At 68.4% G+C, this 21257-nt stretch carries 20 protein-coding genes; 13 read left to right on the top strand and 7 right to left on the bottom strand.

Features of this window, described 5'->3' with window-relative positions; translation table 11 throughout:
- The first annotated feature begins 240 nt into the window (after window positions 1-240).
- Window positions 241-2475, top strand: a complete 2235-nt coding sequence (gene parC, locus MWN33_RS11305) for a DNA topoisomerase IV subunit A (protein WP_247200637.1) — start codon at window positions 241-243, stop codon at window positions 2473-2475.
- Window positions 2476-2603: 128 nt separating this feature from the next.
- Here parC and MWN33_RS11300 read toward each other — a convergent pair whose 3' ends face one another.
- The 6 genes from MWN33_RS11300 to hemB all read right to left on the bottom strand — a co-directional run bounded on the left by MWN33_RS11300 (window position 2604) and on the right by hemB (window position 9771).
- Entirely contained in the window at window positions 2604-4622 is a 2019-nt protein-coding gene (locus MWN33_RS11300; RefSeq protein WP_247200635.1) for a PhoX family protein, read from the bottom strand.
- A 104-nt stretch (window positions 4623-4726) separates the two neighbouring features.
- A complete protein-coding gene (locus MWN33_RS11295) occupies window positions 4727-5476 on the bottom strand; it encodes an arginyltransferase (RefSeq protein WP_247200634.1) in 750 nt (249 codons plus the stop codon).
- Window positions 5477-5560: 84 nt separating this feature from the next.
- Window positions 5561-6070, bottom strand: coding sequence for an RDD family protein (locus tag MWN33_RS11290; protein ID WP_247200629.1), 510 nt, complete (start codon window positions 6068-6070; stop codon window positions 5561-5563).
- Between the two features lie 32 nt (window positions 6071-6102).
- Entirely contained in the window at window positions 6103-7329 is a 1227-nt protein-coding gene (locus tag MWN33_RS11285) for a threonine ammonia-lyase (protein ID WP_247200625.1), read from the bottom strand.
- 8 nt (window positions 7330-7337) lie between these two features.
- The gene (locus MWN33_RS11280; RefSeq protein ID WP_247200623.1) at window positions 7338-8690 is read right to left on the bottom strand and encodes a branched-chain amino acid ABC transporter permease; all 1353 of its coding nucleotides are present in this window, start codon (window positions 8688-8690) and stop codon (window positions 7338-7340) included.
- A gap of 19 nt (window positions 8691-8709) precedes the next feature.
- A complete protein-coding gene (gene hemB / locus MWN33_RS11275) occupies window positions 8710-9771 on the bottom strand; it encodes a porphobilinogen synthase (RefSeq protein ID WP_247200622.1) in 1062 nt (353 codons plus the stop codon).
- A gap of 258 nt (window positions 9772-10029) precedes the next feature.
- On the opposite strand from hemB, the gene MWN33_RS11270 reads away from it, so the two are divergent.
- From MWN33_RS11270 to ldtR, 3 genes are all read left to right on the top strand, one after another.
- Window positions 10030-11091, top strand: coding sequence for an enoyl-CoA hydratase/isomerase family protein (locus tag MWN33_RS11270; protein ID WP_247200616.1), 1062 nt, complete (start codon window positions 10030-10032; stop codon window positions 11089-11091).
- 25 nt (window positions 11092-11116) lie between these two features.
- Complete coding sequence (locus MWN33_RS11265) at window positions 11117-11548, top strand: DUF6163 family protein (protein ID WP_247200615.1); 432 nt, start codon at window positions 11117-11119, stop codon at window positions 11546-11548.
- Window positions 11549-11676: 128 nt separating this feature from the next.
- Window positions 11677-12198 (top strand): transcriptional regulator LdtR, encoded by a 522-nt coding sequence (ldtR, locus tag MWN33_RS11260; RefSeq protein WP_247200613.1) that lies wholly within the window; start codon window positions 11677-11679, stop codon window positions 12196-12198.
- A gap of 9 nt (window positions 12199-12207) precedes the next feature.
- Here the strand turns inward: ldtR and MWN33_RS11255 are convergent, their stop codons facing one another.
- Window positions 12208-13236 carry a histone deacetylase family protein gene (locus tag MWN33_RS11255; protein WP_247200612.1) on the bottom strand — a complete coding sequence of 343 codons (1029 nt, stop codon included), beginning with the start codon at window positions 13234-13236 and terminating at the stop codon, window positions 12208-12210.
- Window positions 13237-13481: 245 nt separating this feature from the next.
- Here MWN33_RS11255 and glyA point away from each other — a divergent pair, with 245 nt between their 5' ends.
- From glyA to MWN33_RS11210, 9 genes are all read left to right on the top strand, one after another.
- The gene (gene glyA, locus MWN33_RS11250) at window positions 13482-14780 is read left to right on the top strand and encodes a serine hydroxymethyltransferase (protein ID WP_247200610.1); all 1299 of its coding nucleotides are present in this window, start codon (window positions 13482-13484) and stop codon (window positions 14778-14780) included.
- 8 nt (window positions 14781-14788) lie between these two features.
- Window positions 14789-15307, top strand: a complete 519-nt coding sequence (gene nrdR, locus MWN33_RS11245; protein WP_247200609.1) for a transcriptional regulator NrdR — start codon at window positions 14789-14791, stop codon at window positions 15305-15307.
- Between the two features lie 31 nt (window positions 15308-15338).
- Window positions 15339-16451: a bifunctional diaminohydroxyphosphoribosylaminopyrimidine deaminase/5-amino-6-(5-phosphoribosylamino)uracil reductase RibD gene (gene ribD / locus MWN33_RS11240; RefSeq protein ID WP_247200608.1), complete on the top strand. Its 1113-nt coding sequence runs from the start codon at window positions 15339-15341 to the stop codon at window positions 16449-16451.
- Between the two features lies 1 nt (window position 16452).
- On the top strand, window positions 16453-17043 hold the full coding sequence (locus MWN33_RS11235) for a riboflavin synthase (protein WP_247200607.1): 591 nt from the start codon (window positions 16453-16455) through the stop codon (window positions 17041-17043).
- A 43-nt stretch (window positions 17044-17086) separates the two neighbouring features.
- Window positions 17087-17590, top strand: a complete 504-nt coding sequence (ribH, locus tag MWN33_RS11230) for a 6,7-dimethyl-8-ribityllumazine synthase (protein WP_247200606.1) — start codon at window positions 17087-17089, stop codon at window positions 17588-17590.
- Complete coding sequence (gene nusB / locus MWN33_RS11225) at window positions 17587-18066, top strand: transcription antitermination factor NusB (protein WP_247200604.1); 480 nt, start codon at window positions 17587-17589, stop codon at window positions 18064-18066. The genes ribH and nusB overlap by 4 nt, the downstream gene beginning before the upstream one ends.
- Before the next feature lie 9 nt (window positions 18067-18075).
- A complete protein-coding gene (gene thiL / locus MWN33_RS11220; protein WP_247200602.1) occupies window positions 18076-19071 on the top strand; it encodes a thiamine-phosphate kinase in 996 nt (331 codons plus the stop codon).
- Between the two features lie 106 nt (window positions 19072-19177).
- Entirely contained in the window at window positions 19178-19945 is a 768-nt protein-coding gene (locus MWN33_RS11215) for an ABC transporter substrate-binding protein (RefSeq protein ID WP_247200598.1), read from the top strand.
- Window positions 19946-20012: 67 nt separating this feature from the next.
- On the top strand, window positions 20013-21251 hold the full coding sequence (locus MWN33_RS11210) for an NAD(P)/FAD-dependent oxidoreductase (RefSeq protein WP_247200596.1): 1239 nt from the start codon (window positions 20013-20015) through the stop codon (window positions 21249-21251).
- The last annotated feature ends 6 nt before the right edge of the window (window positions 21252-21257 follow it).

Raw genomic sequence — 21257 nt, 5'->3', positions numbered from 1 at the left:
CCAAGAAGCCCCCGCTTCCAAGGATGGTTAAAGACTACCCCGATACGGCAATTTTTGCATAGAGTTTATTTCGAATTTAAGCGCATTTTGTAATGAATGGCACGCTCGCGAACGCGGGCCATTCAGCGCCGGCCCTTGACTTCATTAGGTTGGGGATAGATCTGGCTCGGCGCCCCGTCGAAGGGCGCCTGTTGCGCGTTCGCGTCTTGTTCCCGTCCCACGTTCGGGTTAGCAGAAGGCATGGGAGAGCCACCGATTCCGACCGACGACGGCACGATCGAACCGATCGGGCTCAAGGCGGCGCTCGAGGAGCGCTACCTTGCCTATGCGCTCTCGACCATCATGCACCGGGCGTTGCCGGACGCCCGCGACGGGCTGAAGCCGGTGCACCGGCGCATTCTGTACGGCATGCGGCTGCTGCGGCTCGACCCCGGCGGCGGCTTCCGCAAGAGCGCCAAGATCGTCGGCGACGTGATGGGGTCGTTCCACCCGCACGGCAATATGGCGATCTACGACGCCATGGTGCGGCTGGCGCAGGACTTTTCCCAGCGCTATCCCCTCGTCGACGGGCAGGGCAACTTCGGCAATATCGACGGCGACAACGCGGCGGCCGAACGCTACACCGAGGCGCGCCTGACCGAGGTCGCGCGGCTGATCCTCGACGGCATCGACGAGGACGCGGTCGACTTCCGCCCCAATTACGACGGCACGACGGAAGAGCCCGTCGTCATGCCGGGGGCCTTCCCGAACCTGCTGGCCAACGGCTCGACCGGCATCGCGGTCGGCATGGCGACCTCGATCCCGCCGCACAACGCGGCCGAGCTGATCGACGCCAGCCTGCACCTGATCGACAATCCGCAGGCGACGACGGACGACCTGCTGAAATTCGTGAAGGGCCCGGACTTCCCGACCGGCGGCGTCATCATCGAATCTCCCGCCTCCATCGCCGACGCCTATGCCACCGGGCGCGGCGGATTCCGGCTGCGGGCGCGCTGGGAGAAGGAGGAGACCGGGCGCGGCACCTATGTGATCGTCGTCACCGAGATCCCGTACGGCGTGCCGAAGTCGCGCCTCGTCGAGAAGATCGCCGACCTGCTCAATGAGAAGAAGTTGCCGCTGCTGGCGGATGTGCGCGACGAAAGCGCCGAGGACGTGCGCCTCGTGCTCGAACCGCGCGCGCGGAATGTCGACGCCGAGCTGCTGATGGAGAGCCTGTTCCGGCTCACCGAGCTTGAGACGCGCTTCCCGCTGAACATGAACGTGCTGGTCGGCGGGCAAGTGCCGAAGGTGGTGAGCCTCGGCGAGGCGCTGCGCGAATGGATCGACCATCGCCGCGAGGTGCTGCTGCGCCGCTCCCGTCACCGGCTCGGCGAGATCGAGCACCGGCTGGAAGTGCTTGGCGGCTACCTCATCGCCTATCTCAATCTCGACGAGGTGATCGCCATCATCCGCGAGGAGGACGAGCCCAAGCCCGCGTTGATGAAGCGTTTCGAGCTGACCGACGTGCAGGCCGAGGCGATTCTCAACATGCGCCTGCGCAGCTTGCGCAAGCTCGAAGAATTCGAGATCCGCAAGGAGCACGACGCCCTGAGCAAGGAGAAGGACGGCATCGAGAAACTGCTCGCCTCCGAGGCGAAGCAGTGGAAGACGGTCGCCTGGCAGCTCGGCGAGACGCGCAAGATGTTCGCGCCGGAGACCCCGCTTGGGCGCCGCCGCACCACCTTCGGCGAGGCGGCCTCGCATGATGCCGGGGCGGTGATCGAGGCGCTTGTCGAGCGCGAGCCGATTACCGTCGTCGTGTCGGAGAAAGGCTGGATACGGGCGCTCAAGGGCCATGTCGGGGACCTATCGGCACTTGCCTTCAAGGGCGACGACAAGCTGAAGATCAGCTTCTTCACCGAGACGACGTCGAAGCTGCTGGTCTTCGCCACCAATGGCCGCTTCTACACGCTGGAGGCGTCGAAGCTGCCCGGCGGTCGTGGTCATGGCGAGCCGTTGCGCCTGTCGATCGACATGGAGCAGGAGGCCGACATCGTCGACGTGCTGCCCTATCAGGGCGGCCGCAAGCTGCTCGTCGCGGCGAAGGAGGGGCGCGGCTTCCTCGTCTCGGAGGATGAGTGCCTCGCCAATACGCGCAAGGGCAAGCAGGTGCTCGGCGTCGACGGGCAGGACGCCGCCAAGGTGGTCCTTGCGGCGGGCGATTGCGTCGCGGTGATCGGCGAGAACCGCAAGCTGCTGGTGTTCCCGCTGTCGCAGATCCCGGAAATGGTCCGTGGCCGCGGCGTGCGGCTGCAGCGCTACAAGGACGGCGCCATGAGCGACGTGAAGGTCTTCGCCGCCGCCGACGGCCTGACCTGGACCGACACGTCGGGCCGCACCTGGACCGTGACCGACCTCACCGAATGGCGCGGCGAGCGGGCCGGGGCCGGCCGCCTGCCGCCTAAGGGTTTTCCGCGCAACAACCGCTTCGCCTGACGCGTCTTCCGCGCGCGCAAAAAAGACCGCCGGCGTGAGCCGGCGGCCAGTTTGACGTTGGTCCATGCGGGGCACGAAGCGGAAGGCCATTCCGGCCGGCCCATGGGACCGGCCGGGTCGAAGCGCGGTCAGGCGCCGATCTTGCCGCCGTCCTTCTTGGTGATCACGACGACCGCCGGGCGCACCGGCATGTCGTCCTTGAAGTCCGGCCAGCGGGTGGAGAGGTCTTCGTAATAGGACGGGCGGCCGAACGGCGCCCAGTCGGTGCCGCCGTCGCCGGGATGCTGGACGGCAACGAAGGCGGTGCGATCGTCCGGGGTGAAGAGTGGGCCGCACATCTCCGCGCCCACCGGCACGCGGAAGAACAGCTTCGAGGTGGCGCGGGCGCCGCCCTCGACGTCCACCGCCCAGAGCCCGTCCGTGCGGCCGGTCTCCTTCGGGTTGTTGCCGTCGGTCGCCACCCAGAGGCGGCCAGCCGAATCGACCGCGCAATTGTCCGGCATGCCGAACCAGCCATTGCGGGTCGTGTCGGTGGAGAAGGAGGCGCCGACCGCCGCCACGGACGGGTCGCCGCACTTCAGCAGCACTTCCCACGTGCCCTTGGTGGCGGCAAAGTCGCCCTCGGCCTCGGTCAGCTCGATGATGTGGCCGAAGGCGTTCTTGGCGCGAGGATTGGCGGCGTCGACCTGGTCGTCCTTGCGGCGCGTATTGTTGGTCAACATGACATAGACCTTGCCGTTGACACCGTTCGGCTGGATGTCCTCGGGACGGTCCATCTTGGTGGCGCCGAGCAGATCGGCGGCGCGGCGGGTCTCGATCAGCACATCGGCCTGGCTGGCAAAGCCGTTGGCGGCGGTGAGCGGGCCCTCGCCGAAGGTCAGCGGCAGCCAGTTGAGCGCGCCGTCGGCGTCGAACTTCGCGACATACAGCGTGCCGGAATCGAGCAGGTCGAGGTTCGCGGTGCGGTTGTTCGGGTCGAAGCGGCCGGCGGTGACGAATTTGTAGACATAGTCGAAGCGCTCGTCGTCACCGAGGTAGAACACCACCCGGCCGTCCTTCGCCACGATCGACTCGGCGCCCTCATGCTTGAAGCGGCCCAGCGCCGTGCGCTTCTTCGGCGCCGCGTTGGGGTCGTTCACATCGACCTCGACGATCCAGCCGAAGCGGTTCGGCTCGTTCGGCTCCTTCGAGAGGTCGAAGCGGTCGTAGAAATTGCCCCACTCATAGGTGGCTTCCGGCACGCCGTAGCGCTTGTAGTTGGCGGCCTCCCGGTGGCCCTCCGGCAGCTTGCCGAGGAAATAGCCGTGGAAGTTCTCCTCGGCCATCACATAGGTGCCCCAGGGCGTGACGCCGCCGGCGCAGTTGTTCAGCGTGCCGATCACCTGCGTGCCGGTCGGGTCGTCCTTCGTTTTCAGGCGGTCATGGCCGGCGACGGGGCCGCTGAGCTGCATCGGCGTGGTCGAGGTGATGCGGCGGTTCAGCTTGCCCTCGCGCACCACCTGCCACTTGCCGTCCACCTTGCGGATCTCGACGATCGTACCGCCATGTGCGGCCATCTCGATGTCGACGCGCTTCTGGTCGGCGGGGGCGACCTTCAGCTTGCCCTCGGCGACGCTGACGATGCCGGGGAACATCAGGTGCTCGTTGGTGTATTCGTGGTTTACCACCAGCAGCCCGTGCTCGGCGGAGCCATCAAGCGGGATGAAGCCGACATAGTCATTGTTGTAGCCGAACTGGCGGCGCTGGGCGTCGGCGCTCTGGCTCTTGGGGTCGAAGGCCGGCGAATCGGCAAAGAGCGGATCGCCCCAGCGCAGCAGCACCTCGGCGTCATAGCCTTCGGCGACATGGTGGGTCTGGTCGACGCCCGCCTCGACCTCGACGAAGATGAAGGCCGAGCCGTTGCCCGTGGTCGTGCTGGCGGCATTGGCCTTCTCGGCGGAGAGCAGGGCCAGCGGGCCGACGGTGGAGGCGATGGCGGAAACCGCCAGCGAACCCTTGAGCAGGCCGCGGCGCGAGAAGCGGATGGAGATCAGCTCGCCCATCGTCGGGTTGACGGTCGGGTTGCTGCCCTCGCCCTCGGCCTCTTCCAGCAGGCTGGTGCGGAAGGGCGACTCCTGAGTGTCGTGGTCACGGGTGTCGTCGGTCATGGGGGGCTCCGGCAAGATTGACCCGCTCCGGTCTGGAGGCGTTCCAATCTGCTACCCCGCCCCAATCACAGGGGAATGACACCAGCCGTTCCCCAACGGCAGGACTATTCGTCGTGCCGAATCCAGCCCGCCGGCGCGAGGCGTTCCTGCGGCAGGAAGCGGCGCTTGTAATTCATCTTGTCGGAGCCTTCGACCCAGTAGCCGAGATAGACATAGGGAAGGCCCATCGCCTTCGCCTTGCTGATGTGGTCGAGGATCATGAAGGTGCCGAGCGAGCGGCCGGGCGCCTCGGGCTCGTAGAACGAATAGACCATGGACAGGCCGTCCGCGAGCACGTCCGTCAGCGCGACGCCGTGCAGCGCGCCCTGTCCGCGCCCGTGCACGGCAGTGCCCGGCCCGCGCCGGCGGTACTCGATCAGGCGGGTGCGGACATGGCTGTCCTCCACCATCATCGCGTAGTCGAGCACGGTCATGTCGGCCATGCCGCCGTCGGAATGCCGGCTGTCGAGATAGGAGCGGAACAGTGAATATTGCTCGGCGGTCGGCACGGCGGCGCGGATGTCGCCGATCAGGTCGGCGTTGGCCTGGCGCACGCGGCGGAAGCTGCGGGTCTCGCGGAAATCGTCCACGCAGACCCGCACCGAGACGCAGGCCCGGCATTGTTCGCAGGCCGGGCGATAGGCGATGGACTGGCTGCGCCGGAAGCCGCCATGGGTGAGCACGTCGTTGAGCTGGGTCGCCCGCTCCCCCACAAGGTGCGTGAAGACCTTCCGCTCCGAGCGGCCCGCCAGATAGGGGCAGGGCGAGGGGGCGGTCAGGTAGAATTGCGGTGTGTCGCGCGAGTGTTCGGTCACGGCTCGTTCACGCAGCAGGTAGGGCAAGGATTGCGCGAGCCGGCCCCGACGTCAAAGCCCCATTTCGTGCGTCGCGCTTTCGTGTCAGCGATAGCGCCGCAACTCGCTCACCCGCTCGTCGCTGTTAACCACCACGGTGCCGATGACGAGATCGTGCAACAGCCGGCGCCGGCTGTTGAACAGCCCGACGATGGCGACGAGGGGCGTGAGCAGGCTGTTCGCCACCCAGAACAGCACGATTGAAATCACCGCAAGCACCGGCGTCATCGGCGCTCCGTCCAACTGCCGCATCTCGATTCCCATGGCGCGCATGCCGAGCGTGGCGCTGCGCGATCCGCCCAGCGTGAGGCCGGCATAAGCGAGTGCCCACAGGATGGAGGCCGGACCGATCAGCCCATAGAGCGCCCAGCCGAAGCCGAAGGTGAGGAAGCCGAAGACGAGGATGAGCAACCCGGCCGCCGCGACGGGCGCCGCAATGATCACGGTGTCCAGCAGGAAGGCGATGAAGCGGCGGAACAGCACCCCGCGAAACGAATCGGGGTGCTGTACCGGATCGAACAGATAGGGTTCCGGCTCGCGGTATGCGTCGCTCATGCCTTCCCTCCACGGCGCTCGATGGCGCGGGCTCAGTTGCCTGCGTGCCAGTCGATGCGCGTCACGTCCATGCCGTTCTCGATCAGCGCCCGGTGCACCTCGTCGGCATGGGCGCGGTCGCGCGTCTCGACCGTCACGTCGAGCCGGGCGCCCTTGGCGTGCACGTCGAGGAAGTGGCGCTTGTGCTCCACTTCGAGGATGTTCGCGCCGAGATCGCCGAGCAGCGTCGAGATGATGCCGAGCTCGCCCGGCCGGTCGAGCATGGAGAAGCGGAAGGAGACGATGCGCTCCTCGCGCTCCAGCTCGCGCATCATGATGGAGGCGACGATGCGCGGGTCGATATTGCCGCCGGACACCACCAGACCGACCTTGCGCCCGCGATAGCGGTCGGGGTCGGCGAGCAGGGCGGCGAGGCCGGCGGCACCCGCGCCTTCCGCCAGCGTCTTCTGCTGGGTGAGGAACAGGTTCACGGCGCGCTCAATGGTCGGCTCGTCGACCAGCACCACGTCGGAGACGAGGGCGGAGACGAGTTCGCGCGTCAGCGCGCCGGCCTGCTTCACCGCGATGCCTTCCGCTAGCGTGGCGCCTTCGCAGGGCAGGCTCTGCTGGTGCAGGGCGTTCCACATGCTGGGATAGAGCCGGGTCTCGACGCCGACGATTTCGATGTCCGGGCGCCGGTCGCGTGCGGCGACCGCCATGCCGGAGATCAGCCCGCCACCCCCGACCGGCACGAGCAGCGCGTCGAGGTCGGGCGCGTCCTCCAGCATCTCGGCGGCGATGGAGCCCTGGCCGGCGATGACATGGGCATCGTCATAGGGGTGCACCCAGACGAGATGTTCCCGCTGGGCGATGCGGTCCGCCTCCTCGCTGGCGTCGCCCACCGATTCCCCGTGCAGTACGACGCGGGCGCCATGCGCCTCGGTCGCCGCCACCTTCACGATGGGCGTGTGCTTGGGCATGACGATGGTGGCGCGGATGCCGAGCCGGGCGGCGTGATAGGCCACCGCCTGTGCGTGATTGCCCGCCGACATGGCGACGACGCCGGCGGCACGCTCCTGCGGCGACAGGCTGGAGAGCTTCACCAGCGCGCCGCGCTCCTTGAAGCTCGCCGTGACCTGGAGGTTCTCGTACTTCACGTACACGTGCGCGCCCGTAATCGCCGAGAGGCGCGGCGCCGGCAGCGTAGGCGTGCGCAGCACCGCGCCATCCAGCAGCGTGCGTGCGGCGGCGACATCGGCGGGGGAGACGGGCAGGGTCATCGAACCACTCAGAATTCTCGCGGCGTCGGCGCCGCACGATTGAGGAGCCCGCCCGGCCGCAATACGAGGAAGGCGGCGAGCAGGGAATAGATCACCACGTCGCGATACGCGATATCGAAGGCCGAGGACCACACGATTTCGACGCCGGCGACGAGGGCGGCGCCGAGAAAAGCGCCCGGCACCGAGCCAATGCCGCCAATAATCGCCGAAATCAAGGCTTTGAGCGTAATCGCCAGCCCATCGCCGGGCGATATCGTACCATAGGCGATGACGACGCTGGCTCCGGCGAGCCCGGCGGCGGCGCCCGCGATGGCGAATGTCGCGCCCACGAGTACCGGCACGCGCACACCGAGCAGCGCCGCCATCTTCGGATCGTCCGCATAGGCGCGCCAGGAACGGCCGAAGGAGGTGAGGCTGATCACGCCGAGCAGCGCGGACAGACCCGTCAGCGTCAGGCCGGCGGCGAGGAACTGCGCGGGCGTCGCGGTCGCGACGAAACCGTCCTGCCCGGCGATGTAGATCGGCCGGTTGAGCAGGGCCGGAAGCCAGTTCTCCCGGTAGGAGGAGGTGAGGCGCAGCACCTCCGCGAGCACGATGGAGACGGCGATTGTGCCGATGAGCACGGGCTGCGGCGAGCGCGCGCGCTCGGCAATGGGCACGAACACCGCCCGCCCGACGACCCAGCTCAGCAGCGCCGCCGCCAGGATGCCGAAGGTCAGCGCGAGCCCCAGCGCGGTCGGGCCGATGCGCCCCCCGACACTGAACCACCCCACGGCGATCAGCATGAAGGCGCCGCCGGTCACGGCAATCTCGCCGAAGGCGAGGTTCACGCGCCCGTAAAGTCCGTGAACGAGCGCGAAGCCGGTGGCGATGAGCCCGTACACACCGGCCAGCACCAGCCCGCCGAGCGCCTGCTGCAGCCAGTAGGCGCTGCGCGCGCCCAGCGTGAAGAAGGGCGGACGCGCCGCCTCGCTCGCCTCGGCCAGCCACCAGCGCTTGAGGATGAAGAGCTTCACCTCGCTCAGCGGTCCCCGGTCGGTATCGACAGCGGCGAGATCGAAGCGGGCGGCGCCGGTATGGCCGGCGAAGCGGCAGGAAATCCAATGCGCGCCGCTGCCGAGCGGCCCGCGCGTGCGGTAGCCGTAGCGCAGCGTGTCCCCGGCGCCCGGTACCGGCCGCAGCGCCATTTCGACGATGTCGGTATCCTCGTCGTGCAGGGCCGGAGCGACGGCCCGGCACAGCCGCGCCTGATCCGCGTCGATTACCGATCCGCAGCCGGGAAGCAGCAGCAGGGCGATGAAGGCGAGAACCCGGAAAAGGGAAGGGCGATGGGCGAGGGGAGATGAGGACCTTGCGGGCATGGCCGTGCCCGTCGGCCCGTCACGCCTCCCGGGCGAGCTTTTCAGCGACGCGCGGGGCGAAATAGGTCAGCACGCCGTCGGCCCCGGCCCGCTTGAACGCCATCAGGCTCTCCATCATCGCCTTCTCGCCATCGAGCCAGCCATTGCGGGCGGCGGCCTCGATCATCGCGTATTCGCCGGACACCTGGTAGGCGAAGGTCGGCAGGCCGAAAGTCTCCTTCAGCCGGTAGACGATGTCGAGATAGGGCAGGCCGGGCTTCACCATCAGCATGTCCGCGCCCTCCTCGATGTCGAGCGCCGCCTCGCGGAGCGCCTCCATGCCATTGGCGGGGTCCATCTGGTAGGTGCGCTTGTCGCCCTTGAGGCAGCCGGAGGAGCCCACCGCGTCACGGAACGGGCCGTAGAAGGCCGAGGCGTATTTGGCGCTGTAGGCGAGGATCTGCGCGTCGTGATAACCTTCGCCGTCAAGCGCGCGACGGATGGCGCCGACGCGCCCGTCCATCATGTCGGAGGGGGCGATGACGTCGGCGCCGGCGTCGGCCTGCACCAGCGACTGCTCGACCAGCACGGCGACGGTCTCGTCGTTGAGGATGCGCCCGTCAGTGTCCAGCAGCCCGTCATGGCCGTGGCTCGTATAGGGGTCCAGCGCCACGTCGGTGATGAGGCCGATCTGCGGAACGGCGTCCTTGATCGCCCGCAGCGTGCGGCAGACGAGGTTGTTCGAATTGAGCGCCTCGCGCCCGTCGACAGTGCGAAGCGTGGGATCGGTATAGGGAAACAGGGCCAGCGCCGGGATGCCGAGGCGCGCGGCACGCTCGGCGTCGCGCACCGCCTCGTCCACCGTCAGCCGCTCGACGCCCGGCATCGAGCCGACCGCGGTGCGCTCGCCCTCGCCGTCCATGACGAAGATCGGCCAGATCAGGTCCGCAACGGTGAGCGTGTTCTCGCGCATGAGCTGGCGCGCCCACTCGGACTTGCGGTTGCGCCGGGGGCGCTGGACCAGATCGAGCTTCGACGACACATCCGGCCGGCCCGACGGCTCGGGATGGACGGGGCGGGGGCGGGCGAAGGGAATGGTCATGGGCACGCTCGCAAGGGGCCGTGGACGGCCACGAGGGATTCAGACGCAGGATTCTGATGCGGCACTTTCGAATGTTTATAGCTTCATACGACGGGGAGCGCGACCCATGGAACCGTGTGATTGCGTAGAAGCCCGGCAACGCGTCGCGGGGCATGTTGACGCGGACGCCCGCTGGCGCGCACCTCGTCTGCAAGGCTGCGCCTTTCCCCCTCCGCCCGAACGCCTTAAGCGTACGGGGACTTCATCGGGGAGACGGGCGTGACGAGCGATATCGGCATCCGCTTCGAGGAACGCGGCGCGCTCGGCATCGCGACGCTGGACCGGCCGCGCGCGCTGAACGCGCTCGATCACCCCATGGTGCTGGCCCTGCGCGCCGCCCTCGACGGCTGGATCGCCAACCCGTCCATCACGCAGGTCGTGCTGCGCTCCGCGCATGAACGGGCCTTCTGCGTCGGCGGGGACGTGCGAGCTATGGCGACTCTCGGCAGTTCGGGCCGCAAGGAGGAGGCGCGCCAGTACTGGCGGGATGAATACGCCCTCGACCTGCTGATCTCGCGCTATCCCAAGCCCTTCATCGCGCTGGTCGACGGGCTGTGCTTCGGCGGCGGCTTCGGGCTGTCGGGCCATGCGCGCTACCGCGTCGCCGGCGAGACGCTCGGCTTCGCCATGCCGGAGGTTGCCATCGGCCTGTTTCCCGATGTCGGCGGCACCTATGTGCTGCCGCGCCTGCCGGGCTGGAGCGGCACCTGGCTCGCCATGACCGGCGCGCGCATCGGCATGCCTGACGCCATGGCGCTTGGCCTCTACACCCATCACGTGCCGGTGGCGCGCTGGCCCGCGCTGATCGACGCATTGGCCGGTGGTGAGGAGGCCGAGGCCGCGCTGGCCCGTCTGGCCGCGCGCCCGCCGGCGCCCGCACTCGGTGCGCTCTATCCTGATATCGACCGCATCTTCGCCGGGGGATCGGTGGACGCCATCGTCACCGCGCTGGAAGTGGTCGGGGCGGGCGACAGGCCGGCCGCCGAGTTCGCCCGCGGCCAGCTCGACACCATCCGCCGCGCCTCGCCCACCAGCGTGCACATCGCCTTCCAGCAGATGCAGCGCGGGCTCGGGCTCGATCTCGCCGGTTGCCTCAACCTCGAATTCCGGCTCGTTACCCGCCTGCTCGGCCAGAGCGACTTCTACGAGGGCGTGCGCGCGCTCCTCGTCGACAAGGACCAGAAGCCCGCCTGGACGCCGGCGCGGCTGGAGGAGGTCGATCCAGTGGTCATCGCCGCGCTCTTCGACGAACCGCTTGCCGACGAATTGCTGCTCGCCTGAGCCCGATTTGCGCTATGGAAGCGGCATGAGTTCGCCTTACGACCCCATCGACGCCACGCTCGGCCCGGCCGGCGCGCAGCTTCCGCTCTGGCAGGGGCGGGTGCTGCTCTATCTGCGCTGCCTCGCCGGCTTCCTGATGGTGAAGACCGTCTATAGCTGGACGCTGATCTGCGGCGTATGGGACGGCGACACCAGCCGCTTCGAAATGCTCTCCACCGCCGCGCAGGCCGCCGTCATCTGGGCGGCGATCATGAATCCCGTCGCCGCCGTCGGCCTCTGGCTCGGGGCGTCCTGGGGCGTGGTGCTGTGGCTCGTCACCGCCATGGTGCAGATCCTCATCAACGCTTCCGCGCCCGAGGGCGTCGGCCGGCTGATGATCGTGGCGGCCATCGAGACGGTGCTCGTGGCGGGCTACGCCTTCCTCACCTACAAGGCGGCGCGCGAGAGCGAGGGCTGATTCATCTTTCGTTAAGCCATTGCGGTGACGAAGGATTCAGCCTGTCGCTTAAACCGTTCTTAGCGGCGCGCTTCCACACTCGGGTCGATCAGAGGGAGGCAATCCCCAAATCGAGACCGGGGTGATTCATGTTTGCAGGTCAGGCCGTCAGGGCCGAAGCATTTGCCGAGACGCAGGACGAGACCCGCAGCGAGCTCCTGCCGCTCTATCGCGAAGCGGTGACGCTGGTCGAGCGACTGCACCGGCGGCTGCTCGACGTGGTGAAGGACGAGTTCGACCGGCGCGGGCGCGACGATGTGAACGCCGTGCAGGCGCTGCTGCTGTTCAATATCGGCGATTCCGAGCTGACGGCGGCCGAGCTGCGCACGCGCGGCTACTATCTCGGCGCCAACGTTTCCTACAATCTCAAGAAGCTGGTCGAGATGGGCTATCTCGATCATCGGCGCTCGCGCATCGACCGCCGTTCGGTGCGCATCCGCCTCACCGAGAAGGGCGAGGCGGTGCGCGACGTCGTCGAGGCGCTGCACGCCAAGCACATCGCCACCATCGAGCAGATCGGCGGCATCGGCCCGCAGGAGTTCCAGCAGCTCAACAAGGCGCTGAACCGGCTGGAACGCTTCTGGACCGATCAGATACTCTACCGGCTCTGAGGGCACGTCTCAGCCCTGCTCGAAGCCTTCCAGCACATTGGCGACGTTGATGCCGATGGCCTCGACGGCGTAGCCGCCTTCCATCACGAACAGCGTCGGCTTCGCCAGTTTGGCGATCCGCAGGCCGATCTTCAGATAATCGGGGCTGTCGAGCCTGAACTGGGATATCGGGTCGTCCTTGTAGGTGTCGACGCCGAGCGAGACGATCACGACATCGGCACCACAGGCCTCGATGCGCGCGCAGGCATCGTCGAGCGCGGCGCTCCACCCCGAATAGTCGGTGCCCCAGCGCAGCGGGTAATTGGCGTTGAAGCCTTCGCCCTCGCCGGCGCCGGTCTCGTCGGCAAAGCCGAGGAAATAGGGGAATTCCTGCAGCGGGTCCGCGTGGATGGTGCACACCAGCACGTCCGACCGATCGTAGAAGATCGCCTGCGTGCCGTTGCCGTGGTGATAGTCGACGTCGAGGACCGCCACGCGCGCGGCGCCCCGGTCCCGGAAGGCCTGGGCCGCCACGGCCGCGTTGTTGACAAAGCAGTAGCCGCCCATCGTCGCCTGATGGGCGTGGTGGCCGGGCGGACGGCACAGGGCGAAGGCGGAAGCCTCGCCGCCCGCGACGAGGTCGACGCCGGTCAGCGCGATATCGGCGCCGGCCTGCACGGCGTCCCAGGTTCCCGCGACGATGCAGCAGCCGGCGTCGAAGGAGAAGTGTCCGAGCTTGCCGTCGATGTTCTCCGGCTCGACATAGCGCATGCCCGGCGCCCGCCAGAAGCTCGGCAGGGCGGGGAAGTCGCGTCCGTCCTGCGTCCACAGCTCCCAGGCCTGCGCAAGGAAGTGGATATAGTCGGCGTCGTGCACCTTCAGGATCGGATCGAGTCCATGCGCCGCCGGGTCGACGAGCGGCCCGAGATTTCGCTCGCCGATCGCCTTCAGGATCATCGCCACCCGCTCGGGCTTCTCGAAGGCCGGCACGACCCGCCCGTTCATGAGCTCGACATGGCCGGAATGGCCGAGATGGCGCGGCGAGTGGATGATCTTCATGGAGGGGAATCCGGGGCGTGGATAGGTGAGGTCGCCACGATAGGCGAGGGGCCGCGCCCCTGTCATCCGCCGCGCCATGCCCTTGGTGTCGCGCGAGGCGTGACGAGCTGCCGCCTCGGTGCAAGGCGGCCCCGCAGGCGGCGTGCTTTGAAAGCCCCGGGTGCTGTGCTAAGCGACCCGCCTCGATTTCGCGGCCGGCACAAGGTCGGCCCGGAGGCGTCGCCACCGCCCAGGGAGGCCGGTTCATGTCGTCCGAAGCTCACGCTTCTTCCACCAATCGCTTCTTCTCCGCCACGCTCGCCGAGACCGATCCCGAGCTCGCCGGTGCGATCACCGCCGAGCTGGGCCGCCAGCGCGACGAGATCGAGCTGATCGCCTCGGAGAACATCGTCTCGCGCGCCGTTCTGGAGGCGCAGGGTTCGGTGCTCACCAACAAGTACGCCGAGGGCTATCCGGGCCGGCGCTACTATGGCGGTTGCCAGTATGTGGACGTCGCCGAGCAACTCGCCATCGACCGCGCCAAGCAGCTCTTCGGGGCCTCTTTCGCAAATGTGCAGGCGCATTCGGGCGCGCAGGCGAACACCGCCGTGTTCTTCGCGCTGATGCAGCCGGGCGATACGTTCCTCGGGCTCAACCTCGCTGCCGGCGGTCACCTGACCCATGGCGCGCCGGTGAGCCTGTCCGGCAAGTGGTTCAAGCCGGTACCCTACAGCGTGCGCCGCGACGACCAGCGCATCGACTATGAAGAGGTCGCCCGCCTCGCCGACGAGCACAAGCCGAAGGTCATCGTGGCCGGCGGCTCGGCCTATCCGCGCCACATCGACTTCGCCAAGTTCCGCGCCATCGCCGATTCGGTCGGCGCGAAGCTGATGGTCGACATGGCGCATTTCGCGGGCCTCGTGGCGGGCGGCGTGCATCCCAATCCGGTGCCGCACGCCCATGTCGTGACCTCGACCACGCACAAGACCCTGCGCGGCCCGCGCGGCGGCCTGATCCTCACCAATGACGAGGAGCTGTCGAAGAAGATCAACTCGGCGATCTTCCCCGGCATCCAGGGCGGGCCGCTGATGCATGTCATCGCCGCCAAGGCCGTTGCCTTCGGCGAGGCGCTGCAGCCCTCGTTCAAGGTCTACGCGAAGAACGTGGTGGAAAACGCCAAGGCGCTTGCGGAAAACCTCCAGGGCCACGGCTTCGAGATCGTCTCCGGCGGCACCGATACGCACCTCATGCTGGTCGATTTGCGTCCGAAGAAGCTCACCGGCAAGGTCTCCGAGATCGCGCTGGGCCGCGCCCACATCACGACCAACAAGAACGGCATTCCGTTCGATCCCGAGAAGCCTTTCGTGACCTCGGGCGTGCGTCTGGGCACGCCGGCCGGCACGACGCGCGGCTTCGGTGTCGCCGAATTCCAGCAGATCGGCGACATGATCGCGGAAGTTCTCGACGTGCTCTCGCAGAAGGGCACGGAGGAGGATAGCCTCGTCGAGGCGGCCGTGCGCGGCAAGGTTGCCGAGCTTCTGGCCCGGTTCCCGATCTACGGCTGAGGAAGACGATGCGCTGTCCCTATTGCGGAAGCCTCGAGACGCAGGTCAAGGATTCCCGTCCCACCGAGGACAGCGCCGCCATACGCCGCCGCCGCATCTGCCCCGATTGCGGCGGCCGCTTCACCACCTTCGAGCGCGTGCAGCTCCGCGAGCTGACCGTGCTCAAGCGTTCCGGCCGGCGCGTGCCGTTCGACCGCGACAAGCTCGCCCGCTCCATCGAGGTGGCGTTGAGGAAGCGCCCGGTCGACCCCGAGCGGGTCGAGCGCCTCGTTTCCGGCCTCGTGCGCCGGCTCGAGAGCATGGGCGAGAGCGAGATCACCTCCGAGATGATCGGTGAGCGGGTGATGGAGAGCCTCAAGCAGCTCGACGACATCGCCTATGTCCGCTTCGCCTCGGTCTATCGCAATTTCCGCGAGGCCAAGGATTTCGAGGCCGTGCTCGGCGAACTTGAGACGCGTCCGGCCGACGGGAGCGAGGACGAACCCAAGGCCCTGCGGACCGCCGGTGCCGGCGGGCTCGATGAGTGAGGCGGCCCTCGCGACCGCACCCGAGACGTTCATGACGCTGACCCGAGACGACGAATCCCTGATGGCGGCCGCGCTGAGCGTCGGACGCCGCGAACTCGGCCACACCTGGCCCAATCCTGCCGTCGGCGCGCTGGTGGTGCGCGAGACGGCGCGCGGCCCCCTCGTGCTGGGGCGCGGCTGGACGGCCAGGGGCGGGCGCCCGCATGCCGAGCCGCAGGCGCTGGCGCAGGCCGGCGAAGCCGCGAAGGGCGCCACGCTCTATGTGACGCTGGAGCCCTGCTCGCATCACGGCCAAACGCCGCCCTGCGTCGACGCGGTGCGCGCCGCCGGCATCGGCCGTGTGGTCGCCGCAATCGAGGATCCCGATTTCCGGGTCGCGGGACGGGGCTTCTCTATTCTGCGCGAGGCCGGCATCCGGGTCGACGTCGGCGCCGGTGCGGCGGAAGCCCGGATCGCTCATGCCGGGCATATAAGGCGCGTCACCGAGGGGCGCCCTCACATCATGCTGAAGCTCGCCGTCTCGGCGGACGGCAAGGTCGGCCTCGCGGGCCGGCGCCCCGCCGCCATCACCGGCGAGATTGCGCGCGGGCGCGTTCACATGATGCGCGCGACGCACGACGCCGTGCTCACCGGCATCGGGACAGTGATCGCCGACGACCCGCAGCTCACCTGCCGGCTGCCCGGCATGCAGGACCGTTCGCCGCTGCGCGTGGTGCTTGATGCCTCGCTGCGCCTGCCGCCCACCAGCGCGCTGGCCCGCAGCCTCGCCGTCGCACCGCTCTGGGTGATCGCGGCCGAAGACGCGCCCGACGCACCGGAAGCGATGCTCACGGCCATGGGCGTCGAGGTGATGCGGGTGCGCCGGCGATCCGATGGCGCGGTCGATATCAACGAGGCGGTGAAGCTGCTGGGCTTGCGCGGCATCACCCGGCTGATGGTCGAGGCCGGGCCGCGCATCGCAGCGGCATTCGTTCGGGAGCGGCTGGTGGACGAGGCGAATGTCTTCCACGCTCCGGCGCTGTTGGGCATGGATGCGCTCGACGCGCTGGAGGGGCTGCCGCTTTCGGTGCTCGATGACTATCTGAGCGAGGCGCGCAGCGAACGGCAGGGGCCGGATCGCCTGCGCATCATGAGGCGTCGCTAGAATGTTCACCGGCATCGTCACCGACATCGGCACCGTCCGCGCCGTCACTCCCCGCAACGACGTCCGGCGGCTGACAATCGCCACGCGCTACGACACTGCGGGCATTGAGTTGGGCGCCTCCATCGCCTGCGCGGGCGTATGCCTGACGGTGGTGGCGACGCAGCCGGATGCCTTCGAGGTCGAGGCGGCGCCGGAGACGCTGGCGGTGACGACAGCAAGCGGCTGGGCCGAAGGCCGGCGGCTCAATCTCGAACGTGCGCTGAAGATCGGCGACGAACTTGGCGGCCATATAGTGCAGGGGCACGCCGACGGCATGGCCCGCGTGATCGCGCGAGACGATCTCGGCGAGACCACGCGCTTCACCTTCGAGGCGCCGGAGAGTCTCGCGCCCTTCATCGCGGTCAAGGGCTCGATCACGCTCGACGGCACCTCGCTGACCGTGAACACGGTGGACGGGCCGCGCTTCACCTGCCTGCTGATCCCGCACACGTTGACCCACACGACATGGGGAGACGTGCAGGCCGGCGCCCTTGTCAATATCGAAGTCGACATGATGGCCCGCTATGCTGCGCGGCTTGCGGAGTTCCGTTGACGCCTGTACGTCGTCGACCCGTCCAGTTTCGTGAGGTTCATCCATGGCGAGCCCCCGCCCGCCGCGTGCATCCGATGCCGCCGCTGCCATCCCGCTGACCGGCGCTCGAGTCCTCATCGTGGAGGCGCGCTTCTATGACGATATCGCCGACGAGTTGCTCGCCGGCGCTCTCGCGACCGTCGAGGCCGCCGGTGCCACGGCGGATATCGTGACGATGCCCGGAGCGCTGGAAATTCCGGCGGCCATCGCCATCGCGCTCGATGGCGCGGAAGCCGCCGGTGCGCCTTACGACGCTGTGGTGGCGCTCGGCTGCGTGGTGCGCGGCGAGACGTATCATTTCGAGATCGTCGCGGGTGAATCCTCGCGCGCGCTGATGGACCTCTCGGTCGCTCGTAAGCTGGCGCTCGGCAACGGCATCCTCACCGTCGAGAACGATGAGCAGGCCTGGGTGCGCGCCCGCGTCTCCGAGGGCAACAAGGGCGGCGGCGCGGTGGAGGCGGCCTTCGCCGTCCTTCGCCTCAAGCGCCGGGCGGGGCAGGCCATATGACGACCGCCAAGCCCGTGAACCACAAGCCGGTGCGCAAGAGCGCGGCGCGGCTCAATGCCGTGCAGGCGCTCTACCAGATGGACCTCGCGGCGACGCCGCTGCCGGAGATTCTCGCCCAGTTCGAGAGCCACTGGATCGGCCACGAGATCGAGGGCGACGAGATCGCCGGTGCCGACATCAACCTGTTCCGCGACATCGTGGGCGGTGTGGTACGCGAACAGCGCGCCATCGACCCGGTTCTCGACGCCTCGCTGGTCAAGGGCTGGCCGCTCAAGCGCATCGAGGCGGTGCTGCGCGCCGTGCTGCGTGCCGGCACCTATGAGCTTGCCGAGCGTCCGGATGTGCCGGCGCGCGTCGTGGTGGCGGAATATGTGAACGTCGCCGCCGCCTTCCTCGACCGGGAAGAAACCGGCATGGTGAATGCCGTGCTCGACGGCATCGCCCGCGAACGGCGGCCGGACGAGTTCACCGGCTAGGAGCTGGACATGGCGGCGGGCGATTCAGGCGAAGACAAGCTGATCGCCCGGTTGTTCGGATCGGTGGCGACACATCCCGGCGCCCTGGGCCTCAAGGACGATGCCGCGCTGCTGGCAGTGCCCCCCGGCCACGAGCTGGTGCTGACCAAGGACGCGCTGGTCGCCGGCGTGCATTTCTTCCCTGACGACCCGCCGGCCTCCATCGCCCGCAAGGCGATGCGGGTGAACCTGTCCGACCTCGCCGCCAAGGGGGCGGACCCGCTCGGGGTGCTGCTGGCTTTCGCCATACCGCCTGACATGGACGCTGCCGCGCTGGAAGCCTTCGCGGGTGGCATCGGCGCCGATGCCACACTCTACGGGGCGCCGCTGCTCGGCGGCGACACGGTGCGCACTCCGGGCCCCTTCACCGTGTCCATCACCGCGCTCGGCGCCGTGCCCACGGGGCAGATGGTGCGCCGCGCCACTGCCCGGCCAGGCGAGGCGATCGTGGTGAGCGGCACCATCGGCGACAGCGCGCTGGGCCTCGCCCTGCGGCTCGATCCGGCGCGGTCCGGTTTCGCCGGGCTCGATTCGGCCAGCCTCGATCATCTGCGGGACCGCTACCTGCATCCGCGCCCGCGCCTGGCGCTCGCCCGTCCGCTGCGCGGTCGAGCCAGCGCGGCGATGGACGTCTCGGACGGGCTCGTCGGCGATCTGCGAAAGCTGCTGTCGGCCTCCGGCGTCGCCGGCACGATCGAGGCGTCGCGCGTGCCGTTCAGCGCCGCCGCCCGCGCGGCCATCGCGGCGGAGCCGGCGCTTCTGGAGACGGCGCTGACGGGCGGCGACGATTACGAGATCCTCGCCGTGATGCCGGACCACGAAGTGAGCGCCTTCAGCACCTTCGCCACCGCGGCCGGCATCGGGGTGAGCGTGATCGGCCATACCCATGAGGGTGAGGGGCTGAGCGTGCGCGACGGCGACGGAGCGGAGCTCACCCTCGCCCGAGGCAGCTTCAGCCATTTCTGACAAGCCCCGCAAAGGTTGGTCGATTTCCCCGATTGCCTGCGCACCCCGCCCGACCTAGCCTCAGCGCAGGATCCGGAGCACCCGGACCGATATCGGGAACAGTCATATGAAAATCGCCAAGATTCTGCTGGCCGCCGCTGCCGTGCTCGCCGTGGGCGCCGGCGCCGCGCAGGCCGAGATCAAGAAGATCCGCATCGGCACCGAAGGCGCCTATCCGCCCTTCAACTCGGTCGATTCGAGCGGCAAGCTCGTCGGCTTCGACATCGAGATCGGCGAGGCGCTGTGCGCGAAGCTCAAGGCGGAATGCACCTTCGTCGCGCAGGACTGGGACGGCATCATCCCGGCCCTGCTGGCCAAGAAGTACGACGTCATCCTCGCCTCCATGTCGATCACCGACGAGCGCAAGGAAAAGGTCTCCTTCACGATCCCCTATTACCTGACGCCGGGCAACTTCATCGCCCCGAAGGACACCAAGCTCACCGCCATCACGCCCGACGCGCTGAAGGGCAAGACCATCGGCGCGCAGTCCTCCACCACCGGCGCGACCTATCTCGAAGACAAGTACAAGGGCTCCGACATCAAGCTCTATCCGACGCAGGACGAGGCCAATGCCGATCTAGCCGCCGGCCGTCTCGACGCGGTGCTGGCCGACAAGTTCGTGCTCTATGAGTGGCTGGAGAAGTCGGCGGACGGCAAGTGCTGCAAGTTCATCGGCGCCGACCTCGCCGACGTGAACCCCGACGGCACCGGCATCGCGGTCCGCAAGGAGGATAACGAACTGCGCGAGGCGCTGAACAAGGCGATCAAGGAGATCCAGGCGGACGGCACCTACGCCAAGATCAACGCCAAGTACTTCCCGTTCCCGATCAACTGACCCGATCCGGCGGCGGGGCCTGCGCTCCACCGCCGTCTCCCGCCGAACGGACTCCCGGATAACCTCCATGAAGACGGATACGATCGTGCTCGGGGCCGGCATCGTCGGCACCTGCGTCGCTCTCCATCTCGCGCAGCGCGGCCGCTCCGTCGTGCTCGTCGACCGCCGGGGACCGGGCGAGGAGACCTCCTACGGCAATGCCGGGCTGGTCGAGCGCGCCTCCATCTATCCCGTCGCCTTCCCGCGCCAGCTTTCCGCGCTCGTCGATGTCGCGCTCGGCCGCAATCCGGCGGCCAACTACCACTGGAACGCGCTTCCGCGCCTGCTGCCTTGGATGTTCGCCTATTGGCGGGCGTCGGCGCCGGATCGCATCCTCGCCTATGCCCGCACCATCGAGACGCTGCTCGCCCACAGCATTGCCGAGCACGACAGCCTCGCCCGCGTGAGCGGCGCCGAACATTTCTTCCGCGAGGGCGGCTGGCTCAAGCTCTACCGGACCGAGGCGGGGCTGGAGAATGAGCGCCGCGAATTCCCGCTGGCGCGCGACTATGGCCTCACCGCGCGGGAAATCACCGTCGACGAGGCGATCGCGATGGAGCCGTCGCTGCGCCCGGTGTTCCGGGGCGCAGTGATCTGGTCCGATCCGCATTCGGTGTCGAGCCCGGGTGGGGTGACGCAGGCCTATGCCGCCCATCTCGCCGCGCTCGGCGGCCATGTGCGCCGGGGCGACGCGCGGACCCTTGCGCGGCTCGGCTCGGGCTGGGCGGTGACGACGGAGGAGGGGAGTGTCGAGGCCCCCGAAATCGTCGTGGCGCTCGGGCCCTGGGCGATGGACGTCTTGCGCCCCTTTGGCCTGCGCCTGCCGCTGGCAGTCAAGCGCGGCTATCACATGCATTATCACGCCGATGGGGAGGCGAGGCTCTCCCGTCCGGTGCTGGACGAGGAAGGCGGCTACGTCATCACGCCGATGACCGGAGGCATTCGCCTGACGACGGGTGTCGAGTTCGCCCGCCGCGACGCGCCCAAGACGCCGGTTCAGCTGGAGAAGACCGAAGCGCTGGCGCGCGGCCTGTTCCCGCTCGGCGAGCGGGCCGAGGCCGAGCCGTGGCTCGGCTGCCGCCCGGCTTTTCCGGACATGCTGCCGGTCATCGGGCGCGCGCCGGGCCAGAAGGGCATGTGGCTCGCCATCGGCCACCAGCATCTCGGCTTCACGCTCGGCCCGATCACGGGGCGGCTGCTGGCGGAGATGATGACCGGGGAGGAGCCCTGCGCCGATCCTGGCCCCTTCTCGGCCGAGCGGTTCTGAGCGACG

The sequence above is a fragment of the Ancylobacter koreensis genome (assembly GCF_023016525.1).
Lineage (GTDB): Bacteria > Pseudomonadota > Alphaproteobacteria > Rhizobiales > Xanthobacteraceae > Ancylobacter > Ancylobacter koreensis.
Note: the sequence above shows the minus strand (reverse complement) of the source record. Positions and strands in the feature narration are given on the sequence as shown.

Bases quoted from the DNA above. Each gene is read 5' to 3' on its own strand.
- parC (WP_247200637.1), top strand. From the start codon at position 241: ATGGGAGAGCCACCGATTCCGACCGACGACGGCACGATCGAACCGATC.
- MWN33_RS11300 (WP_247200635.1), bottom strand. From the start codon at position 4,622: ATGACCGACGACACCCGTGACCACGACACTCAGGAGTCGCCCTTCCGC.
- MWN33_RS11290 (WP_247200629.1), bottom strand. From the start codon at position 6,070: ATGAGCGACGCATACCGCGAGCCGGAACCCTATCTGTTCGATCCGGTA.
- MWN33_RS11285 (WP_247200625.1), bottom strand. From the start codon at position 7,329: ATGACCCTGCCCGTCTCCCCCGCCGATGTCGCCGCCGCACGCACGCTG.
- MWN33_RS11280 (WP_247200623.1), bottom strand. From the start codon at position 8,690: ATGCCCGCAAGGTCCTCATCTCCCCTCGCCCATCGCCCTTCCCTTTTC.
- hemB (WP_247200622.1), bottom strand. From the start codon at position 9,771: ATGACCATTCCCTTCGCCCGCCCCCGCCCCGTCCATCCCGAGCCGTCG.
- MWN33_RS11265 (WP_247200615.1), top strand. From the start codon at position 11,117: ATGAGTTCGCCTTACGACCCCATCGACGCCACGCTCGGCCCGGCCGGC.
- ldtR (WP_247200613.1), top strand. From the start codon at position 11,677: ATGTTTGCAGGTCAGGCCGTCAGGGCCGAAGCATTTGCCGAGACGCAG.
- MWN33_RS11255 (WP_247200612.1), bottom strand. From the start codon at position 13,236: ATGAAGATCATCCACTCGCCGCGCCATCTCGGCCATTCCGGCCATGTC.
- glyA (WP_247200610.1), top strand. From the start codon at position 13,482: ATGTCGTCCGAAGCTCACGCTTCTTCCACCAATCGCTTCTTCTCCGCC.
- nrdR (WP_247200609.1), top strand. From the start codon at position 14,789: ATGCGCTGTCCCTATTGCGGAAGCCTCGAGACGCAGGTCAAGGATTCC.
- ribD (WP_247200608.1), top strand. From the start codon at position 15,339: ATGACGCTGACCCGAGACGACGAATCCCTGATGGCGGCCGCGCTGAGC.
- MWN33_RS11235 (WP_247200607.1), top strand. From the start codon at position 16,453: ATGTTCACCGGCATCGTCACCGACATCGGCACCGTCCGCGCCGTCACT.
- ribH (WP_247200606.1), top strand. From the start codon at position 17,087: ATGGCGAGCCCCCGCCCGCCGCGTGCATCCGATGCCGCCGCTGCCATC.
- nusB (WP_247200604.1), top strand. From the start codon at position 17,587: ATGACGACCGCCAAGCCCGTGAACCACAAGCCGGTGCGCAAGAGCGCG.
- thiL (WP_247200602.1), top strand. From the start codon at position 18,076: ATGGCGGCGGGCGATTCAGGCGAAGACAAGCTGATCGCCCGGTTGTTC.
- MWN33_RS11215 (WP_247200598.1), top strand. From the start codon at position 19,178: ATGAAAATCGCCAAGATTCTGCTGGCCGCCGCTGCCGTGCTCGCCGTG.
- MWN33_RS11210 (WP_247200596.1), top strand. From the start codon at position 20,013: ATGAAGACGGATACGATCGTGCTCGGGGCCGGCATCGTCGGCACCTGC.